The following is an 18,920-nucleotide window of genomic DNA, read 5'->3' on the forward strand; positions in this document are numbered from 1 at the left end:
GTGACGAGCGCCGTCCTTCATAACCCTGGGCTCCTGCCTGCGCAGGAGCACAAGGCGGGGTGACGGCGAGAGGGGAGCTGGCTAAAGCCGCCGCACTATGACCGAACTCACCAAAACCTTCGACCCCGCCGAAATCGAACAGCGCTGGTATGCGCATTGGGAGACGGAAGGGCTGTTCCATCCCGACCGCCCCGGTGCCGAGCCGTGGACGATCGTCAACCCGCCGCCCAACGTGACGGGCTCGCTCCATATCGGGCACGCGCTCGACAATACCTTGCAGGATATCCTCACGCGCCATGCGCGCTTGCAGGGCAAGGATGCCTTGTGGGTGGTCGGCACCGATCACGCGGGCATCGCCACGCAGATGGTGGTCGAGCGGCAAATGGCCGAGCGCCAGCAGAAGCGCACCGATTACACGCGCGAGGATTTCGTCGCCAAGGTGTGGGAATGGAAGGAAGAGAGCGGCGGGGAAATCACGCAACAGCTCCGCCGCCTCGGCTGCTCGATGGATTGGGCGAACGAACGCTTCACGATGGACGAGGGCTTCAGCAAGGCCGTCCTCAAGGTGTTCGTCGACTTGCACAAGGAAGGGCTGATCTATCGCGACAAGCGGCTGGTGAATTGGGATCCCGGCCTCGGCACCGCGATCAGCGACCTCGAGGTCGAGACGCGCGAGATCAAGGGCAGCTTCTGGCATCTGCGCTATCCGCTTGAGGACGGTTCGGGTTTCATCGAAGTCGCGACGACGCGGCCCGAGACGATGCTTGCCGATATGGCGGTCGCGGTGAATGCAGCGGACGAACGCTACACGCATCTCGTCGGGAAGCAGGTGAAGCTGCCGATCACCGGACGGCTGATCCCGATCATCACCGACGACCATGCCGATCCCGAGCTGGGGTCTGGCGCGGTGAAGATCACGCCGGGACATGACTTCAACGATTTCGAAGTCGGCAAGCGCGCCGGAATCGCGGCGGGCGACATGCTCAACATGCTCGATGCCAAGGCGCAGGTCGTGCAGGTTTCCGACGGGCTGATCCCCGAGGCGTTTCTCGGCCTCACCACCGCCGCGGCGCGTAAGGCGGTGGTCGCGCAGTTGAAGGCCGAGGGATTCCTGATCCCGCACATCGACAAGGACGGCGAAGAGCACGACGCCGAACCGCGCACGATCCAGACGCCGTATGGCGACCGCTCGGGCGTGGTGATCGAGCCGTGGCTGACCGACCAATGGTATGTCGATGCAGCGACGCTGGCGAAACCGGCGATCGAGGCGGTGCGCAGCGGCGCGATCGAGATCGTGCCGAAGACGTGGGAGAAGACCTTCTTCAACTGGATGGAGAATATCCAGCCGTGGTGCGTCTCGCGGCAATTGTGGTGGGGGCATCGGATCCCGGCTTGGTTCGCCGAGGATGGCTCGATCTATGTCGCGCTGAGCGAGGCCGAAGCGCAAGCGCAGGCCGGTGCAGGCGTCGCGCTGCGCCAGGACAGCGACGTCCTCGACACTTGGTTCTCATCGGCGCTGTGGCCGTTCGCGACGATGGGGTGGCCGGAGGAAAGCTCTCGCAATCTCCACGGCCGTTACCCCAACGACGTGCTGATCTCAGGCTTCGACATCCTGTTCTTCTGGGATGCGCGGATGATGATGCAGGGCATTCACTTCATGAAGGATGTGCCCTTCAGGAAGCTCTACCTCCACGGCCTCGTTCGCGCGGCGGACGGGGCGAAGATGTCGAAGTCCAAGGGCAATGTCGTCAATCCGCTCGGGCTGATCGACAAATATGGCGCGGATGCTTTGCGCTTCTTCATGGCGGCGATGGAGAGCCAGGGCCGCGACATCAAGATGGATGAGCGCCGCGTCGAGGGCTATCGCAACTTCGCAACCAAGCTGTGGAACGCGTGCCGCTTCGCGCAATCGAACGGCATCGGCGCGAGCAGCTCGGCGATTGCGCCGGACGCGACGCTCGCGGTCAACAAATGGATCATCGCGGAGACGATCGGGTGCGTCCAGGCGGTCGATCTCGCGCTCGCCGATCTGCGCTTCGATGGCGCGGCGAATGCAGTTTATCAGTTCGTGTGGAGCCGGTTCTGCGACTGGTATCTTGAGTTGATCAAGCCAGTGTCGATTGGCGAGGAAAAGGGCAGCATCGATCCCGAGAGCAAGCTGGTCGCCGGTTGGGTGATCGACCAGATCCTCGTGTTGCTCCATCCGTTCATGCCGTTCATCACCGAGGAATTGTGGCATGCGATGGCCGATCCGGCGCACGCGCGCGCGAACAACCTGATCGTCGCACATTGGCCGATGGCGGATGCGCAGTCGATCGACCCGGCAGCGAGCAAGGAGGTGGACTGGCTGATCCGGCTGGTGAGCGAAGTGCGCGCCGCGCGCAACGAGCTTGGCATCGCGCCGGGCGTGCGCATGGCGGCGCATGTTCTGGACGCCTCGGCCGAGACCGCAGCCCGGATCGAGCGGCAAACCGCAGCGATCGCGCGGCTCGCGCGGATCGATCTCGCGAGCGGGGCCGCGCCGGTTGGCGGGGCGTTGCAGGTCGTGATCGACGAGACGACCTTCGTCTTGCCGCTGGAAGGCGTCATCGACATCGGCGCCGAACGCGACCGGCTGAGCAAGGCTATCGCCGCCGCTGAAAAGGAGCGGGATACGCTCGCCGGGCGGCTCGGCAACCCGAGCTTCGTCGAGCGCGCCAAGCCCGAGGCGGTCGATAAGGCGCGCGCCGATCACGCTGACAAGGCCGCCGAGGCCGAGCGGCTGAGCGCGGCGCTCGCGCGATTGGGGTGACGGACAAGTAAGGGCGGGATAAGAGCAACGATGGCAACGTCTCCACCGCGCACTGGCGCGCCCACCCGCCCCGGCCAGCGCGACCTCACCACCGGCCCGATCGCCGCGACGCTGCTCGCCTTCGCGCTGCCGACGCTTGGGTCGAACATCCTGCAATCGCTCAACGGGTCGATCAACACGATCTGGGTCGGGCGTTTCCTGGGTGAGGGGGCGGTCTCGGCGACCGCCAACGCCAACACTATCATGTTCCTGATGTTCGCCGCCGTGTTCGGATTTGGCATGGCATCGACCATCCTAATCGGCCAATCGATGGGGCGGCGCGATGTCGAGGCCGCGCGGCGCGCGTTTGGCGGGTCGATCGGGATCGTCATGACCGGCGCGGTGGTGATCGCGACGCTGGGGTGGATCTTCGCGCCCGATATCCTGCGCGTGCTGGCGACGCCACCGGCCGCGACGCCGCTCGCGCTCTCCTATTTGCGTGTGATCTTCCTCGGGTTGCCGGCGTCGCTGCTGCTGGTGTTGCTCAGCATGGCGTTGCGCGGGGTCGGCGATTCGGTGACGCCGTTGTGGTTCACCGTGCTGAGCGTGGCGCTCGACAGTGGGCTCAATCCGATCTTCATCCGCGGGCTGTTCGGGATGCCGGAGATGGGGATCGCCGGATCGGCGACCGCCACGCTGATCGCGTCGCACGTCTCGGCGCTCGGGCTGCTCGTCTATATCTATGCGCGCGATTTGCCGATCCGGTTGCGCGGGCATGAGATTAGCTGGCTGATCCCCAGCGCCGCGCTAGCGCGGACGATCCTTTTCAAGGGTTTGCCGATGGGTGCGCAAATGCTCGTCGTGTCGCTGGCTGCACTGATGATGACGGGCCTCGTCAATCGCTACGGCGTCGATACCAGCGCGGCGTACGGCGTTTCGATGCAATTGTGGGGCTATATTCAGATGCCCGCGCTCGCTGTTGGTGCGGCGGTCAGCAGCATGGCGGCGCAGAACATCGGCGCTGGGCTGTGGGACCGAGTCGATCGAATCACGCGCGCCGGTTTGGTGTTCAGCGCCTTGCTGACGACAACAATGGTGGTCGCGATCATCGCGTTTGATCGTCCCGTGATGGGGGTGTTTCTGGGCAGCGATAGCCCGGCGATCCCGATCGCGCGGCATATCCAGGTGCTGGCGAGCTGGAACTTCATTGTGTTCGGGATGACGATGGTGCTGTTTTCGACAGTGCGCGCGAACGGCGCGGTATGGGGGCCGCTGACGATGCTGATTGTGTCGCTCTTCCCGGTGCGCCTAGGGTTTGCGCTGGCGTTTGAAGGGAGCCTGGGTGCGGATTCGATCTGGTGGAGTTTCCCGCTCGGCTCGCTCGCCAATCTGGCGATGGCGGCATGGTATTATCGCTATGGCGGGTGGCGGACGCAGCGGATGGTAGTGCCGGCCGAAGCCCCGGCCGAGCATGGTGGAGACGGTGAACCGGTCGGTCGGTTGCACCCGGCGGGTTAGGCGATCACCTCGGGCGCTGGCACCATCACTTCGATGATTCCCGCCGCGACCCGTGCGGTGACGGGCGTGGTGGCGAGCACTTCGCCATCGATCGAGATCGGCAACGGCGGCTCGGTGCGGATGCGCAGCGATGTGCCGATGATTTCCTGGGTCGTCTCATGCCGCGCGTCGAGCCGTAGCAGCGATGCGGCCCAATTCTTGACCAGCCGGCGCTTTACATGGCCGGTCACCGCCTGAACGACGATGACGCCGTTATCGACCGAGGCTTGGTCATTGACCTCGGTGCCGCCGTGGTACGGCCCGTTTGAGATCCGCACTTCCACCGCGGCGATGCGGCGCTCGGTCGGGCCTTCTCCGACGATCAGCGTGAATGGCTTGAAGCGCAGAAACTCCCACGCCGCCCAACCGAGATAGCCGGCGCGCCCAAGATACTTCTTCAAATCATGCGGAATTCGCTCGGCGATTTGCGGCGCGATGCCGATTGCCGCGCCATTGGCGAAGTAATCGTCATCGATCATGCCGAGATCGATCCGCTTGAAATGCCCGCCAGCGATCACGCCGATCGCGCCATCGATATCGAGCGGCACGCCGAGCGTGCGGGCAAAGCTGTTCGCGGTGCCGAGCGGCAGGACCGCCAGCGCGACATCGGTCGAAACGAGCTTATCGACCAGCCCGCTCACTGTCCCGTCGCCGCCGCCCAGGATCATCAGGTCGGGCTTCCGGGCGAGCGCCGCATCCATCGTCGCATCGAGGTCCTTGGGATCGCGCACCGCATGCGCATCGACCGGAAAGGGCAGGCCCTTCATTGCGGCGCAGGCGTGCTCGAAGAGTTCCTGCCCTTTGCGCGATTTGGCATTGACGATCATCGCGGCGGATTTGATCTCGCGCATTGGTACGGAGGCTTTCGAAAGGAACGGTTTCGCGGGCGTAACGCTCGCATCGATCCAATCGATCCACCAAGGCGCGAGATCAAGGCAAGAGCGCGAACGTCACCACAAGCTGAGCGCTTGTCTCGACCGGGGTTGGGGTGATGTCGACGACGATCGGGGCTTGGGCAATGGCGGGCATGGCCATGGAATAGCTCTCCATCGCCATCACCCGCGCACGTCCTGCGACATCGCCATTCATGATCGACACGACCGGGCCGAGCTTCAACCCGCTCGCGGCCGCCAGCGCGGCTGCCTGGCTTCGGGCGTTCGCCATGGCTTGATCGAGCGCGCGGCGTGCGGCGACGCTATCGTCGCGCAACCCGAAATTCTCGACTCGCGCGTTGGCCGCTCCCAGTCTGCCTGCCAGACCGACTGCGGTGCCCGCGTCTTTGACGGATGCCAGTCGGATGCTCGTCTCCGTCGTGGCACGATGGCCGACTACGCGGCACGGTCCTTTCGCATTTGCATCGAACGATCCGCCTGCCGCATCGGTGCTCGCCATGGTCGCGGCGTTATCCAAGTCTTCGGCCATTTGAGCCATACTTATTGCGCCATCCGAATCGGGAGAATTTGCGCAATTTCCACCCCGTACCTCGCGAAAGGCGATGTCGCCGGTGCGCACCTCGAGCTTCGGGTCCAGTCCGCGTAGGCCCGCGAAGATCGCCTTTTGCTTGGCGGCGAGTGCAGCGGTCGCGGCGTCAGGCGTCTTACCCTCGCCGCGGATGCTCAGCGTCATCGTTGCCGTATCGGGCGCGGTTTCGACCTTGCCGCTTGCTGAGACGAGGATCGTGTTCGGCCGCGCCAGACCGTCGGCCATCGCTTGCGCCAGCAGCGGGGATGGCATCACCGCAAACAGCAGTAAGAGACTATTCCGATACATCGTGCGCCCTCTCTTTTATATGTTATACTATTACCTAACTTTGCAGGGATTACGGTCCCGCACAAGAGCCATCTTGCGCCCCCGCGCGCCAGGTCCCAGAACGCTCGCCTATGACCGCACAGTATCCCGCTCTCCGCCTTCGTCGTACCCGCGCTGCCGTTTGGAGCCGTCGGCTCCATGCCGAGACGGTGCTGACCCCCGCCGATCTGATCTGGCCGTTGTTCATTGCCGACGGCACCGGCGTGGAGGAGCCGATCGCAAGCTTGCCCGGCGTATCGCGCTGGTCGGTCGACGGGATCGTGGCGCGGGCGAAGGAAGCGCGTGATCTCGGCATTCCGTGCATCGCCTTGTTTCCGAATACGCCGGGCCATTTGCGCAGCGCGGGCGGGGAGGAGGCGCTCAACCCTGACAATCTGATGTGCCGCGCGGTGCGCGCGCTCAAGGATGCGGTGCCGGAGATCGGCGTGCTGACCGACGTCGCGCTCGATCCCTACACCGCGCATGGGCACGACGGGCTGATCGATGCGGCTGGTTATGTGATGAACGACGTCACCTCCGAAGTGCTCGTCGCGCAGGCGCTCAACCAGGCGGCGGCGGGGGCGGATATCATCGCACCGTCGGACATGATGGACGGCCGCATCGGCGCGATCCGTGATGCGCTGGAGGGGGCAGGCCACCACAATGTGCAAATCATGTCCTATGCTGCGAAGTACGCCAGCGCGTTCTACGGCCCGTTCCGCGATGCGGTCGGTAGCCGCGGGCTGCTGAAGGGCGACAAGAAAACGTACCAGATGGATTCGGCCAATGCCGAGGAAGCGCTACGCGAGGTTGCGCTCGATTTGGCGGAAGGCGCGGACAGCGTGATGGTCAAGCCGGGCCTGCCCTATCTCGATATCGTCGCGCGGGTGAAATCGGCGTTCGAAGTGCCGGTGTTCGCGTATCAGGTCAGCGGCGAATATGCGATGATCGAAGCCGCTGTCGCGGCGGGTGCTGCCGAGCGCGACCCGATGGTGCTGGAGACGCTGATGGCGTTCAAGCGTGCGGGCTGTTCGGGCATGCTGACCTATCATGCGCTGCACGCGGCGCGGCTGCTGACTGCGTGATCGAGACGGAACGGCTGATCCTCCGCCCGTGGCGCGAGGACGACAAGCCGACCTTCAACGCGATCATCAACACGCCTGCGATGATGTTGCATTTCGGTGGAGTGCGCCCGCGCGCCGATATCGATGCGCTGATCGACAAGCTCATCGCCAATCAGGCCAAGGACGGCCACACGATGTGGGCGGTGGAGCATAAGGCCGATCGCGCGCTGGCGGGGGTCTGCGGCGTGCGGATCAGCGGTTATCCCGGCACGGGCGTCTCGGACGAACTCGAGATCGGGTGGCGCATCGCCGAGCGCTATTGGGGAACGGGCGTCGCGCGTGAAGCCGCGGAGGCGAGCATCGCCTGGGGTTGGGCCAATACCGACCGTCCGCGCATTTCGGCCTGGACCAACGCCGCCAACAACCGGTCGTGGGGGCTGATGCTGCGGCTCGGCATGGTGCGGCGCGAGGATTTAGACTTCGACCATCCACTCTACACGGTCGGCGATCCGTTGGGGCGGATGGTGGTCTATACGATCGATCGTCCGGCAGGCGCATGATTGGAACCGAGCGCCTGATCCTGCGCGGCTGGCGCGAGGACGATATTTCGCCGTTTTATGCGATGTGCCAGGATGCCGAGGTGATGCGCTATATTGGGCCGGCGATGACGCTGGAGGAAGCGCGCGCGGGCTACAGCCGGATCGTCGCGCGGCAGGCCGAGCATGGGCATTGCTTTTGGGCGATCGAACGCGTGAGCGACGGGGCATTCCTCGGCTTTTGCGGATTGCAGCGTGGCGATGATTTTCTGGAAGGCGAAATCGAGATCGGCTGGCGGTTGCGCCGCGACGTGTGGGGGCAGGGCTATGCCCGTGAAGCTGCCGTAGCGAGTCTCGCCTGGGGCTGGGCCAATCTGAGCGTGCCGCGGATCACCGCAATCACCGTGCCGGCCAACCGCGCGAGTTGGGGGCTGATGGAGCGGCTCGGCATGACGCGCGACCCCGATGAGGATTTCGATCACCCCAACGTCCCCGACAGCAGCCCGCTCAAGCGCCACATCCTCTATCGTATTGATCGGTCCGCCTGATGCCCGCACGGCTCGCACGCCCGTTGTTCGTACTGACGATTCTGGCCGGATCGTTCTTGCTGTTCCTCGTCCAGCCGATGGTCGCGCGGATGGCGTTGCCGCGGCTGGGCGGCGCGTCGGCGGTGTGGAATTCGGCGATGCTGGTCTATCAGGCGTTGCTGCTCGGCGGGTACGCCTATGCGCATTGGCTCGGACGGCTGAGCCCGCGCACGCAGGGGGTAACGCATCTCGGCGTGCTGCTGGTCGCGGCCTTATGGTTGCCCATCGGGCTGAAGGCGATGGAGCTTTCGCCGACCGCGCAACCCGCGATCTGGGTGCCGTATCTGCTCGGCATCTCGATCGGGCCGCTTTTCTTCGCAATCTCGGCACAGGCCCCGTTGCTGCAACGCTGGTTCAGTCTCTCACGCTCCGATGAGAACCCCTATGCGCTCTATGCCGCCTCGAACTTCGGCAGTTTTGCCGGGCTGATCGCCTATCCGCTGTTCGTCGAGCCGGGGATGGCGCTCTACGGCCAACGCATCTTGTGGAGCAGCGGTTACATCCTGGTCGCGCTGCTGGTGGCCTTGTGCGCCGCGACGCTGCCGCGGGGTAGCGTGGTTACCGCCGAACCCGTCGCCAAGTCGCCGCCGCCGACGCGGGGTCGGATTGCGCATTGGGTGCTGCTCGCGTTCGTACCCTCGGGACTGATGCTGGCGACATCGACGCTGATCACCACCGACATCGTCGCAATGCCCTTGCTGTGGGTGCTGCCGCTCGGTCTGTATCTGCTCAGTTTTACGATCGCCTTTGCGACCGACCGCATGACCGCCGACATCCAGACCCGGGTGGCGCCGATCGGCATCCTGTTGTGCGGCGGGTTTCTGGTCGGTGGACTGTCGGCCATTCCGCTGCTGGGCGCGATCATGGCGCTGGCCTTGTTGTTTCTGGTCTCCGTCGCGCTGCATACCGGCCTGTATCGGCTCCGGCCCGAGCCGGACCGGCTGACTGGCTTCTATCTGGCGATGTCGGTTGGCGGTGCGCTCGGCGGCGTATTCGCCGCGCTGGTCGCGCCGTTGCTGTTCGACTGGACCTATGAATATCCGATCCTGATCATGATGGCGGCACTTCTAATGCCGCAGCATTATCTGATCGGCCCGATTCGGCGGCTGTGGGAAGGCAGCGCGCAGCGCGGGCGGATCCTGCTGTATTGCGTGGCGATTGCGGTGCTGGGCCTGATCGCGGCGGTGTTGGCTTTTCCGGGGCCAGTCGATGGCGTTGGCCAGATGCAGCAGATCGCCCTGATCGCGATGCTCGGCATCGGGCTGGTCGCGGTCGGATCGCGCTGGGCGTTTGCGATCGCGGTGCTCGGGTCGCTGATCGCGTTTGGCGGCTATCGTGCGGTGTATATCTCGCTCGAACCCGGCGCGCGCACGCGCAGCTACTTCGGCATCTACACCGTGCGCGGCAACGCGATGCAGCAGCAATTGGCGCACGGAACGACAGTACATGGCACGCAGCTACGCGGTTCCCCCGACAAGGAGCGGACCCCGACCGCTTATTACGTGCCGGGTTCGGGCGTCGGCCAAGCGATGCTGGCGCTTCCAACGCTATACGGTTCCTATGCGCGCGTCGGCGTGGTCGGGCTGGGGGCGGGGACGCTGGCTTGCTACGCGCGCGCCGGTCAGGACTGGCGTTTCTATGAGATCGACCCGACCGTCGTGCGGATTGCGCGTGATACGGGGCAGTTCAGCTTCCTGTCGCGATGCCTGCCCAATCCCCGCATCGTGCTTGGCGATGCGCGGCTGAATTTGGCGGTGGAACAAGCCGGGTCGCTCGATCTGCTCGCGCTCGACGCGTTTTCGTCCGATTCGGTGCCGATGCATTTGATGACGCGCGAAGCATTCGCCAGTTACGGCCGCGTTCTGGCACCGCGCGGCGTACTGCTCGTCCACATCTCGAATCGCTTCCTCGACCTGGAGCCGGTGGTGGCGGCGGCCGCGCGCGAGGGCGGGTGGCAGGCGGTGAAGCTGTTTTACACGCCGGGCCCGAACGATACGCCGGCTGCGACCAAATCGTTGTGGATCGCCATGTCGCGCGATCGCGAAACCATTCGGGTGCTGCAGACCTATGATGCGTCGTGGCAGGCGGTGAAGGTGCGTCGCGGGTTTACACCGTGGACCGACGATTATTCGACGATCCTGCCGCTGCTAAAAGTCGGCCGCTAAGCTGCGGGAAGACGCGCGGATATTGCGGTGATCTGTGCCGCCTCCTCGTCCAAAGCCGCTTGCGCTGTTTCGCGCAACGCGGTGAGCGCCGGATAATCGGGCTTACCCTCCGCCGCGCGGTTAAGCGCGAGCGTGTCGAGATCGGTCACCGCCGATGACAGCGTTGCGCGATAGCCGTCGAGCTCGGCGAGCGCGGTTTGCGCAGCGATCCAGCGGTCACCGCCGACGGGATCGCCCCGTGCGGTGCCGGCCAGTCGCTCGGTGGTTTGTGCCGCCTTTCTGAAATTGGCGATCACGGCGTCGATGGTCGCGCGGAGATCGGGTAGCGCAGCATCGACCGTCGAATCGGGCTCGGCCAGGGCGATGACAACTTCGGGTTCGGCATCGCTGCGCGATTCGATCGCGCGCGGCAGCAGCGAGGGATAGCGGCCGGAAGGCTGTGCTGCGCATCCCGCGACGGCCAGCGACATGAGCAAAGCGGCAGCGCGGGCCGGAGAGAATGGGTTTTTCATCGCCTGATGCTCTATGCCGATGAAAACCTTCACGCAACGCACTTGCGCGACCGCAAAGATGCCTCTAACAGCGCCTCTCCACGCACCCATAGCTCAGCTGGATAGAGCATCAGACTACGAATCTGAGGGTCGGGCGTTCGAATCGCTCTGGGTGCACCATTCTTTCTTTTGCGCGTTGGGCACCTGCCGGGAGGCACGCTCGACGCCTGCGCGCGGCGGGGTGCTTGGCACCCGGCGCGCCCTTCCACCGCTTAAATGCAGCCGATCGGGCTCGGTTCAGCCCTCAGTGGCCGTGGCCACCGCCGCCAGCACTTGTTCGGCATACTCCGGGCGGCAGATCAGCACGTCGGGCAGCAAAGGATCGCGACAATTGTAGACCAGCGTGCTGCCGTCGATGCGCGAGGCATGGAGCCCGGCGGCCAGCGCGACGGCGACGGGGGCGCAATTGTCCCATTCATATTGTCCGCCAGCGTGAAGATAGATTTCGGCATCACCGCGCACCACCGCCATAGCCTTGGCTCCGGCCGACCCCATCGGCACGAGGTCCGCGCCGATCGCCTCCGCGACTCGCATCACGATCGGATGCGCGCGCGAGCGGCTGACGACCATGCGCGGGCGCAGCGGGGCGGGGGGCAGTACCTCGGGAAGATCGTCAGTTGCGAACACCAAATCCTCGGCGGGGAGGGCGACGGCGCCGGTCACGGGCACGCCGTCGATTGCCAGACCGATATGCACCGCCCAATCGTCGCGGCGCTCGCGGAATTCGCGCGTCCCGTCGAGCGGATCGACCACCCAGACGCGACTGGCGGCGCAACGCGCGCCGTCGTCGGCGGCTTCCTCGGAGAGGATGAAATCATCGGGCCGCGCGGCGCGAATCAAGCTTTGGATCAGCGTATTGGCATCCTTGTCGCCGCGATCGCCAAGCTCGGCGTCGGGACAGGCCCCGCCGACGCACAAGCCACGCAGCACCGCACCCGCAGCGAGCGCGACTGAACGCGCGAGGTCGGCATCGCTTTGATGGGGGGCTTGGGTCATAGGTTGGGACTCCAGACGCCCATGATATGCTCGACAATCCGCTCCGCGGCTGCCTCTGGGCTTTCGCGGGTGGTGTCGATGCGGATGTCGGGCCGCTCCGGGGCTTCGTACGGGCTGGAGACGCCAGTGAAATTGGCGATCTCGCCGCGCCGTGCCTTGGCGTACAGGCCCTTGACGTCGCGCGCCTCGGCCTCGGCCAGCGGCGTGTCGATGAAGATCTCGACGAAATCCTCCGGCAGCATCGCGCGTACCATGTCGCGCTCCGCACGGAACGGCGAGATGAAGGCGCTGAGCACGATCAGCCCGGCATCGGTCATCAGCTTGGCGAGTTCCCCGATCCGGCGGATATTCTCGACCCGGTCGGCATCGGTGAAGCCGAGATCCTTGTTGAGGCCGTGCCGTACATTGTCGCCATCGAGCAGGAAGGTGTGGCGGCCGAGTGCGTAGAGCTTTTTCTCGACCAAGTTAGCAATCGTCGATTTTCCCGAGCCCGACAGGCCGGTGAACCACAGCAAGCGCGGCGTCTGGCCCTTTTGCGCGGCGTGTGCCTCGCGCGTGATGTCGATCGCTTGCCAATGGACGTTCTGCGCGCGGCGCAGCGCGAAGTTGAGCATACCCGCCGCGACCGTTGCGTTGGTGCCGCGGTCGATCAGGATGAAGCCGCCGAGATCTGCGCCGTCGGTGAACGGCTCGAACACCAGTGCGCGATCGGTGTAGATCTCCGCGACGCCGATGTCGTTTAGGCCGAGCGTCTTGACCGAAAGCTCCGCGAGCGTGTTGACGTCGATCGCGTGGCGCGGTTCCTGCACCGTTGCGGAGACGGTCTGCGTGCCGAGTTTGAGCCAATAAGAGCGACCCGGGAGCAGCGGGGTTTCCGTCATCCACACCAGCGTCGCCTGGAATTGTTCAGCGACCTGCGGTGGATCGTCGGCGGTAGCGATCACGTCTCCGCGCGAACAATCGACCTCGTCCGCCAGCGTCAACGTGACCGATTGCCCTGCCACGGCTTCATCGAGGTCGCCGTCCATCGTGACAATCCTTGTGACCGCAGTGGTGCGGCCAGAGGGCAGGATGCGGACGGGATCGCCCGGCTTCACGCTGCCGCTGGCGATCAGGCCGGAGAAACCCCGGAAATCGAGATCGGGGCGGTTGACCCATTGGACCGGCAGCCGGAACGGGCGGGCCTGCGCCGCATCCGCCTCGACATCGACCGCTTCGAGATGCTCGATCAGCGTCGGGCCACTGTACCACGGCATTGCGGCAGAGTGTGTCGCGACATTGTCCCCGGCGAAACCGGAGATCGGGATCGCGGTGAAATCCTTGATCCCGATCGCCTCGGCGAACGCGCGGTAATCGGCGACGATCGCGTTGAACACGTTCTGATCGTACCCGACAAGGTCCATCTTGTTGACCGCGAGCACGACGTGCCGCAGCTGCAGCAGCTTCACGAGAAAGCTGTGCCGACGCGTTTGTGTCAGCACGCCCTTGCGCGCGTCGATCAGGATGACGGCGGCGTCGGCGGTCGAGGCGCCGGTGACCATGTTACGGGTATATTGTTCGTGCCCCGGCGTGTCGGCGACGATGAACTTGCGCTTCTCGGTCGCGAAGAAGCGATAAGCGACGTCGATCGTGATGCCCTGTTCGCGCTCGGCGGCGAGGCCATCGACCAGCAGCGCGAAGTCGATATTCTGCCCCTGCGTGCCGACGCGCTTGCTGTCGTCCTCGAGCGTAGCGAGTTGATCGGCGAAGATCGCGCGGCTGTCGTAGAGCAGCCGTCCAATCAGCGTGGATTTGCCGTCATCGACCGACCCACAGGTGATGAAACGCAGCAGCGATTTGTGTTGGTGCTGGGCAAGGTATGCAGTGATGTCGGACGCGATCAGCGCGTCGGGGGTATAAGCGGTCATCAGAAATACCCCTCCGCTTTCTTCTTTTCCATGCTCGCCGCCTGATCGTGGTCGATCGCGCGGCCTTGGCGTTCGGAGGTGGTGGTGAGCAGCATTTCCTGAATGACGGCGGCCAGCGTCGTTGCTTCGCTCTCCACCGCACCACTCAGCGGATAACAACCGAGCGTGCGGAAGCGGATCGAGCGTTCGATCGGGACTTCGCCGGGGGCGAGTGGGAAGCGATCGTCATCGACCATCAGCAGCAGCCCGTCGCGTTCGACGGTCGGGCGCGGGGCGGCGAGATAGAGCGGGACGATTTCGATGCTCTCCGCCAGGATGTATTGCCAGATATCGAGCTCGGTCCAGTTCGACAGCGGAAAGACGCGGATGCTTTCGCCGCGTTCCTTGCGGGCATTGTAGAGGTGCCACAACTCGGGGCGCTGCGCCTTCGGGTCCCAGCGGTGGCTGGCCGAGCGGAAGCTGAAGATGCGCTCCTTGGCGCGCGATTTCTCCTCGTCGCGCCGCGCACCGCCAAAGGCGACGTCGAACCCGCCCGCAGTCAGCGCTTGCTTCAGACCCTCGGTCTTCCACATGTCGGTGTGGCGGCTGCCGTGGTCGAACGGGTTGATGCCGAGCCGCTTGGCTTCGGGATTCTGATGCACGATCAGTTCCATGCCCGCATCGACCGCCGCCTTTTCTCGCAGCGAGTACATCGCGCGGAATTTCCAGGTCGTATCGACATGGAGCAGCGGGAAGGGCGGCGTGCCGGGGAAGAACGCCTTTTTCGCCAGATGCAGCATCACCGCCGAATCCTTGCCGACCGAATAAAGCATCACCGGGCGCTCCGCCTCCGCGACGACTTCGCGCAGGATGTGGATGCTTTCGGCTTCGAGGCGCTGGAGATGGGTAAGGGCGACGGTCATGATCCGAAGCAATAGTGCAGAAACGCACCCGCGCGATCAACTAATCCTGTTGTCGCATAAAGTTCGCGTCAGAGCGCTGCGTTGCGCTCGACCGAATCGAGAATCCGGGCGCCCGCCATGAACACCGCGATCGGGCAGACCGCGAACAACAGCCAGCCACCAAATCCGGGATATTGGTCGAGATAATGAACCCCCCGCTCGACCGACCCAAGCGCGAGCGCGTAGATCACCGCGAACGCCTCGAATTTGTTCTTAATGACGAACAGCCGGGTGATTTTGGTCCACATACCCATACGTTAAGCAAGTCGCGGGCCAGTCGCGGTTTTGCGCGGGTTCGCTTTAAAGAAGATGGTTAGCTGTAAGTTAATCCGACACTTACGCGCGGGGAACGTGGCTGATGAAATCGTCTTCGGTGACCCCGAGCACGGTTGCGGCCGCGCTCCCCAATACGACACCGTCCGCGCTCGCCCGAACCGTGCCATAGGCGCAGCGGAAATCGGCGAGCCGCCCGCGCGCGACCAGCGCCGCATCGCCGCCGTCGGCATCGATTGCCACGACACGCGCAGATTTGGCGTCGCGGATCGTGCGGACATGGTTGGTCTTGGCGAGCATCGTCGGGCCGCCATCGAAGATGTCGACATAGTTTTCGTAAGCGAATCCTTCGTTTTCAAGCATCCGCATCGCCGCTCGGCCAGAAGGGTGGGGCAAGCCGATCACCGCGCGGGCCGATTCGGGCAGCATCGCGATGTAGATCGGATGCTTCGGGAACAGATCGGCGATGAATTGGTGACCGCGCACCGCATTGAATTGATCGGCATCCTGGAAATTCATGCCGAAGAAGCGCCCGGCAAGGCCGTCCCAGAAAGGCGAGCCGCCGGCCTCGTCGATGATCCCGCGCAGCTCGGCCAGCACGCGGTCGGCGAATCGCGCGCGGTGCCCCGCGATGAACAAATACCGCGCGCGAGCAAGCAGCATCCCGAGGCCCCCGGCGCGTTCGCCCGGATGCAGGAACAGGCCGCCGACTTCGCTGCACCCCTCAAGATCGGTCGTCAGGCCGAGCATGTCCGCACGGAAGGTGCGGCCGAGCTCCTTGCTATGCTGCGTCAGCGTGCCGAGGCGGTAGCTGTAGAAGGGGTAGCTTTGCCCGACATGGGTGAAGATTTGGCAGGTGCCGCGGACCTCGCCCGTGGCGGTGTTTTCCAGGACGAGGACGAACAGATCGTCGGCCTTGGTTTCCTCGGTGCGGGCAAAGGCGGCGGCGCTGCGCTCCAGCTTCGCCGTCAGTGCGGCGCGATCGGGCGGCAAATTGGTGAAGCCGCCACCGGTCAGCTTTGCCATTTCGTACAGTGGTTGCAGATCGCCGTCGTGCGCGGCGCGGATAACGAAGGTCACAGGGCACCCTTTTCGGCTATGCGCAGGATCGTCAGCGCCGACAAAGCGGCCCGCTCTGCCAGCGAATCGACGATCAGAAACTCGTCTGGCGAATGGATCGCGCCGCCGCGCGCGCCCATCGTGTCAACCACCGGCACGCCGCACGCGGCGATCGTGTTGCCGTCGCACACCCCGCCGGTCGCGCGCCAAGCGATGTCGAGCCCCAGGTCGGCGCCGCAATCCTTGACGAGCGCGAAGAGCTTAGCCGCGCCGGGGTCGATCGGTTTGGGGGGGCGGTTGAAGCTGCCGTGGACCGCGATTTGCACGTCATGGAGCGCCGCGACTTCGGCGGTGATCCGGTCGAGCGCCGCTTGCGCGCGGTGGATTTCCGCGTGATCCTTCGGGCGGAAATTGATCCGCAGCATCGCATGATCGGGCACGACATTGTTCGGCCCGCCTCCTTCGATCCGCGCGGGGTTTACTGCCAGCGTGGGGGATCGCAGCGCGAACAGCCGTACCGCCAAATCGGACGCGGCGACGACGGCATTGCGGCCTTCCTCGGGGTTGCGGCCTGCATGGGCGCTCTTGCCGGTGACCACGATCGAGAAATTCCCGGTCCCGCCGCGCGCGCCGGCGAGCGTGCCGTCGGGCAAAGCGGGTTCGTACGTCAGCGCCGCGATTTTGCCGCGCGCGGCGTCGGCGATCAGCTGGGTGGAGGAGAAGGAGCCGGTTTCCTCATCGGAATTGATCACGACTTCATAGCCGATCCGATCGGCGAGCGGGCTGGCCTCGACCGCGCGGAGCGCGGCGAGCATCACGGCAAGGCCGCTCTTCATATCGGCCACGCCGGGGCCGCCGAGCGTGCCGTCGTCCAGCCAGGTCAGCGTCTGGAACGCGTGGTCGATCGGATAGACCGTGTCCATGTGCCCGGTCAGCAGCAGTTGGACCGGTGCCTCTGGGCGTACCACGAGGTGTAGATGCTTGCCGTGGTCGAGTACCGCAACCGCGCCGTCCGCGCCGACGCTTTCGGCGGTATCGCCGCGCACCAGCGCGATCTTGCCTGGCAAAGCACCGAATGCTGCGACGAGCATGTCGGCGACTTGGGCCAGACCAGCGAGATTGCGTGTCCCGCTGTTGACCGCCGCCCAGCGTTCGATCTGTTCGAGCATCGGCTGCGCGCCTGCGTGGACGACCGCAGCGCGCTCGATCGCGCTTAGCCCCGTCATCGCGCCAGATGCGGTGCGAACGCCGCCAGCACCTCGCGGTAAAGTTGCTGTTTGAACGGAACGATGACGTCGGGCAGCGTCTCCGGCGCGATCCAGTCCCACGCCTTGAACTCCTGATGCGCGGTGGCGATGTTCACGTCTGCATCATCGCCGAGGAAGCGGTACAGGAACCAGCACTGCCGCTGCCCGCGCCATTTGCCCTTCCAGATCTTGCCGACCAGTTCCTCGGGCAGATCATAATAGAGTTCCTCGGTCGCTGCGGCGATGAACGTGACCTTGTCGGGGGCGATGCCGGTTTCCTCGCCAAGCTCGCGCAACGCGGCAGTTTCGGCATCCTCGCCGTCGTCGATCCCGCCCTGCGGCATTTGCCACGCTTCGACCATCGCATCGATGCGTTGCCCGACGAAGACCTTGCCGTCGCGGTTGAGCAGCATGATCCCGGCACATGGGCGATAGGGCAGGGTGGTCGCCTCGCTCACGCCGCCACGCCGTCCGCGGCTTGCGCCATGACGCGTGCGCCCTCGGCCTCGGCGATGACGACCTTCGCTGCCGTCAGTGCCGCCGCAACATCGCCGACCGACGAGGGGATCGCCTTGCGCAGCGTGATGAAGCCGTGAATGTTGCCCACGGCCTCGCGATACACCGTGGCGACGCCCGCCTGCGCAAGCGCGGCGGCATAGGCGCGACCCTGATCGCGGATCGGATCGAGGCTGGCGGTTACTACGACAGCGGGCGGCATGCCACGCAGGTCGCCTTTCAGCGGCGAGGTGCGGATGTGCGAGGCTTCCGCCTGATAGGCGGCATTGAACCATTCCATACTGTCGCGGGTCAGCAGGAAGCCTTCGGCGAACTGGCTGTAGGACGGGTATTCCTGCGTCGTGTCGGTCGCGGGATAGAAGGGCAGCTGCGCGATCACCGGCACGGCGGCGGGCGCATCGCGCAAGGCCATGGCCACCACAATCGCGAGGTTGCCGCCTGCGCTATCGCCGCATGTCACCAGGCTGGTGATTTTGCGCCCAAGTGCCGCCGGGCTGCCCGCCGCCCAGCGTGCCGCCGCTTCGCAATCATCGGGAGCCGCGGGCCAGACCGCTTCGGGCGCGAGGCGGTAATCGACCGCCAGCACCGGAAGATCAAGCAGTCGAGAGACTTCTGCGCAGAAGCTCGCATGGGTTTCAAGGTCGCCGATCACGAAGCCGCCGCCGTGAAAGAACAGTACCAGCGGACCGGGCACCCTGCTTGCTTGCACATCGAACAGCCGCGCCGGAATATCGCCCGCCGGCCCGGGGATCGTCAGATCGGTGATGGTGCCGAGTTCACCCACGGGCGGATCGGCAATATCCTTCATCGCGGCATAGGTCGCCCGCGCGGCCGGGGCTTCTAGCTGGTGCATCTTCGGGCCGGGCAGGGCGTTGAGAAACGCGAGGAAGCCTGCAACATCGGGGCGCACGTAAGGATCGGTCAAGCATCTCTCCATTGGTCTGAGCCAGTGTCGAGCCTACC

Annotated in this window: 17 protein-coding genes and 1 tRNA gene; 7 read left to right on the forward strand and 11 right to left on the reverse strand. The window is 65.0% G+C overall.

The window, feature by feature from the left end:
- The first annotated feature begins 97 nt into the window (after positions 1-97).
- Both HMP06_RS02685 and HMP06_RS02690 read left to right on the forward strand, forming a co-directional pair.
- A complete protein-coding gene (locus HMP06_RS02685) occupies positions 98-2,791 on the forward strand; it encodes a valine--tRNA ligase (protein ID WP_176495706.1) in 2,694 nt (897 codons plus the stop codon).
- 30 nt (positions 2,792-2,821) lie between these two features.
- Entirely contained in the window at positions 2,822-4,288 is a 1,467-nt protein-coding gene (locus HMP06_RS02690; protein ID WP_176495707.1) for an MATE family efflux transporter, read from the forward strand.
- Here the strand turns inward: HMP06_RS02690 and HMP06_RS02695 are convergent.
- Together HMP06_RS02695 and HMP06_RS02700 are read right to left on the reverse strand one after the other, a co-directional pair.
- Complete coding sequence (locus HMP06_RS02695; protein WP_176495708.1) at positions 4,285-5,178, reverse strand: diacylglycerol/lipid kinase family protein; 894 nt, start codon at positions 5,176-5,178, stop codon at positions 4,285-4,287. The two genes, HMP06_RS02690 and HMP06_RS02695, sit on opposite strands and share 4 nt — an antisense overlap.
- Before the next feature lie 79 nt (positions 5,179-5,257).
- On the reverse strand, positions 5,258-6,097 hold the full coding sequence (locus tag HMP06_RS02700) for an SIMPL domain-containing protein (RefSeq protein ID WP_176495709.1): 840 nt from the start codon (positions 6,095-6,097) through the stop codon (positions 5,258-5,260).
- Positions 6,098-6,207: 110 nt separating this feature from the next.
- Between HMP06_RS02700 and hemB the strand changes: the two genes are divergently transcribed.
- Genes hemB through HMP06_RS02720 form a run of 4 tightly spaced genes read left to right on the forward strand, consistent with a single transcriptional unit; the run spans position 6,208 to position 10,467 of the window.
- A complete protein-coding gene (gene hemB, locus HMP06_RS02705) occupies positions 6,208-7,200 on the forward strand; it encodes a porphobilinogen synthase (protein WP_176495710.1) in 993 nt (330 codons plus the stop codon).
- Positions 7,197-7,739, forward strand: coding sequence for a GNAT family N-acetyltransferase (locus HMP06_RS02710; RefSeq protein WP_176495711.1), 543 nt, complete (start codon positions 7,197-7,199; stop codon positions 7,737-7,739). The genes hemB and HMP06_RS02710 overlap by 4 nt, the downstream gene beginning before the upstream one ends.
- A complete protein-coding gene (locus HMP06_RS02715) occupies positions 7,736-8,263 on the forward strand; it encodes a GNAT family N-acetyltransferase (RefSeq protein ID WP_176495712.1) in 528 nt (175 codons plus the stop codon). The genes HMP06_RS02710 and HMP06_RS02715 overlap by 4 nt, the downstream gene beginning before the upstream one ends.
- On the forward strand, positions 8,263-10,467 hold the full coding sequence (locus HMP06_RS02720) for a fused MFS/spermidine synthase (RefSeq protein ID WP_176495713.1): 2,205 nt from the start codon (positions 8,263-8,265) through the stop codon (positions 10,465-10,467). Before HMP06_RS02715 ends, HMP06_RS02720 begins: the two co-directional genes overlap by 1 nt.
- On the opposite strand, the gene HMP06_RS02725 is transcribed toward HMP06_RS02720, so the two are convergent.
- Positions 10,464-10,979 (reverse strand): hypothetical protein, encoded by a 516-nt coding sequence (locus HMP06_RS02725; RefSeq protein WP_176495714.1) that lies wholly within the window; start codon positions 10,977-10,979, stop codon positions 10,464-10,466. The two genes, HMP06_RS02720 and HMP06_RS02725, sit on opposite strands and share 4 nt — an antisense overlap.
- 82 nt (positions 10,980-11,061) lie before the next feature.
- Between HMP06_RS02725 and HMP06_RS02730 the strand changes: the two genes are divergently transcribed.
- Positions 11,062-11,138: transfer RNA gene (locus HMP06_RS02730), tRNA-Arg, on the forward strand.
- A 117-nt stretch (positions 11,139-11,255) separates the two neighbouring features.
- Here HMP06_RS02730 and HMP06_RS02735 read toward each other — a convergent pair.
- From HMP06_RS02735 to HMP06_RS02770, 8 genes are all read right to left on the reverse strand, one after another.
- A complete protein-coding gene (locus HMP06_RS02735; protein WP_176495715.1) occupies positions 11,256-12,014 on the reverse strand; it encodes a 3'(2'),5'-bisphosphate nucleotidase CysQ in 759 nt (252 codons plus the stop codon).
- The gene (gene cysN / locus HMP06_RS02740) at positions 12,011-13,921 is read right to left on the reverse strand and encodes a sulfate adenylyltransferase subunit CysN (protein ID WP_176495716.1); all 1,911 of its coding nucleotides are present in this window, start codon (positions 13,919-13,921) and stop codon (positions 12,011-12,013) included. Before cysN ends, HMP06_RS02735 begins: the two co-directional genes overlap by 4 nt.
- Positions 13,921-14,823, reverse strand: a complete 903-nt coding sequence (gene cysD, locus HMP06_RS02745) for a sulfate adenylyltransferase subunit CysD (protein ID WP_176495717.1) — start codon at positions 14,821-14,823, stop codon at positions 13,921-13,923. Before cysD ends, cysN begins: the two co-directional genes overlap by 1 nt.
- 68 nt (positions 14,824-14,891) lie before the next feature.
- Positions 14,892-15,110, reverse strand: coding sequence for a hypothetical protein (locus tag HMP06_RS02750; RefSeq protein ID WP_176495718.1), 219 nt, complete (start codon positions 15,108-15,110; stop codon positions 14,892-14,894).
- 88 nt (positions 15,111-15,198) lie between these two features.
- Complete coding sequence (locus HMP06_RS02755) at positions 15,199-16,215, reverse strand: arginine N-succinyltransferase (protein WP_176495719.1); 1,017 nt, start codon at positions 16,213-16,215, stop codon at positions 15,199-15,201.
- Positions 16,212-17,420 carry a hydrolase gene (locus HMP06_RS02760; RefSeq protein WP_176495720.1) on the reverse strand — a complete coding sequence of 403 codons (1,209 nt, stop codon included), beginning with the start codon at positions 17,418-17,420 and terminating at the stop codon, positions 16,212-16,214. Before HMP06_RS02760 ends, HMP06_RS02755 begins: the two co-directional genes overlap by 4 nt.
- A complete protein-coding gene (locus HMP06_RS02765) occupies positions 17,417-17,899 on the reverse strand; it encodes an RNA pyrophosphohydrolase (RefSeq protein ID WP_176495721.1) in 483 nt (160 codons plus the stop codon). Before HMP06_RS02765 ends, HMP06_RS02760 begins: the two co-directional genes overlap by 4 nt.
- Entirely contained in the window at positions 17,896-18,894 is a 999-nt protein-coding gene (locus HMP06_RS02770) for an alpha/beta hydrolase (protein ID WP_176495722.1), read from the reverse strand. Before HMP06_RS02770 ends, HMP06_RS02765 begins: the two co-directional genes overlap by 4 nt.
- Between the last annotated feature and the right edge of the window lie 26 nt (positions 18,895-18,920).

Source organism: Sphingomonas sp. HMP6, assembly GCF_013374095.1.
Lineage (GTDB): Bacteria > Pseudomonadota > Alphaproteobacteria > Sphingomonadales > Sphingomonadaceae > Sphingomonas.

Bases quoted from the DNA above. Each gene is read 5' to 3' on its own strand.
- HMP06_RS02685 (WP_176495706.1), top strand. From the start codon at position 98: ATGACCGAACTCACCAAAACCTTCGACCCCGCCGAAATCGAACAGCGC.
- HMP06_RS02690 (WP_176495707.1), top strand. From the start codon at position 2,822: ATGGCAACGTCTCCACCGCGCACTGGCGCGCCCACCCGCCCCGGCCAG.
- HMP06_RS02695 (WP_176495708.1), bottom strand. From the start codon at position 5,178: ATGCGCGAGATCAAATCCGCCGCGATGATCGTCAATGCCAAATCGCGC.
- HMP06_RS02700 (WP_176495709.1), bottom strand. From the start codon at position 6,097: ATGTATCGGAATAGTCTCTTACTGCTGTTTGCGGTGATGCCATCCCCG.
- hemB (WP_176495710.1), top strand. From the start codon at position 6,208: ATGACCGCACAGTATCCCGCTCTCCGCCTTCGTCGTACCCGCGCTGCC.
- HMP06_RS02715 (WP_176495712.1), top strand. From the start codon at position 7,736: ATGATTGGAACCGAGCGCCTGATCCTGCGCGGCTGGCGCGAGGACGAT.
- HMP06_RS02720 (WP_176495713.1), top strand. From the start codon at position 8,263: ATGCCCGCACGGCTCGCACGCCCGTTGTTCGTACTGACGATTCTGGCC.
- HMP06_RS02725 (WP_176495714.1), bottom strand. From the start codon at position 10,979: ATGAAAAACCCATTCTCTCCGGCCCGCGCTGCCGCTTTGCTCATGTCG.
- HMP06_RS02735 (WP_176495715.1), bottom strand. From the start codon at position 12,014: ATGACCCAAGCCCCCCATCAAAGCGATGCCGACCTCGCGCGTTCAGTC.
- cysN (WP_176495716.1), bottom strand. From the start codon at position 13,921: ATGACCGCTTATACCCCCGACGCGCTGATCGCGTCCGACATCACTGCA.
- cysD (WP_176495717.1), bottom strand. From the start codon at position 14,823: ATGACCGTCGCCCTTACCCATCTCCAGCGCCTCGAAGCCGAAAGCATC.
- HMP06_RS02750 (WP_176495718.1), bottom strand. From the start codon at position 15,110: ATGTGGACCAAAATCACCCGGCTGTTCGTCATTAAGAACAAATTCGAG.
- HMP06_RS02760 (WP_176495720.1), bottom strand. From the start codon at position 17,420: ATGACGGGGCTAAGCGCGATCGAGCGCGCTGCGGTCGTCCACGCAGGC.
- HMP06_RS02770 (WP_176495722.1), bottom strand. From the start codon at position 18,894: ATGGAGAGATGCTTGACCGATCCTTACGTGCGCCCCGATGTTGCAGGC.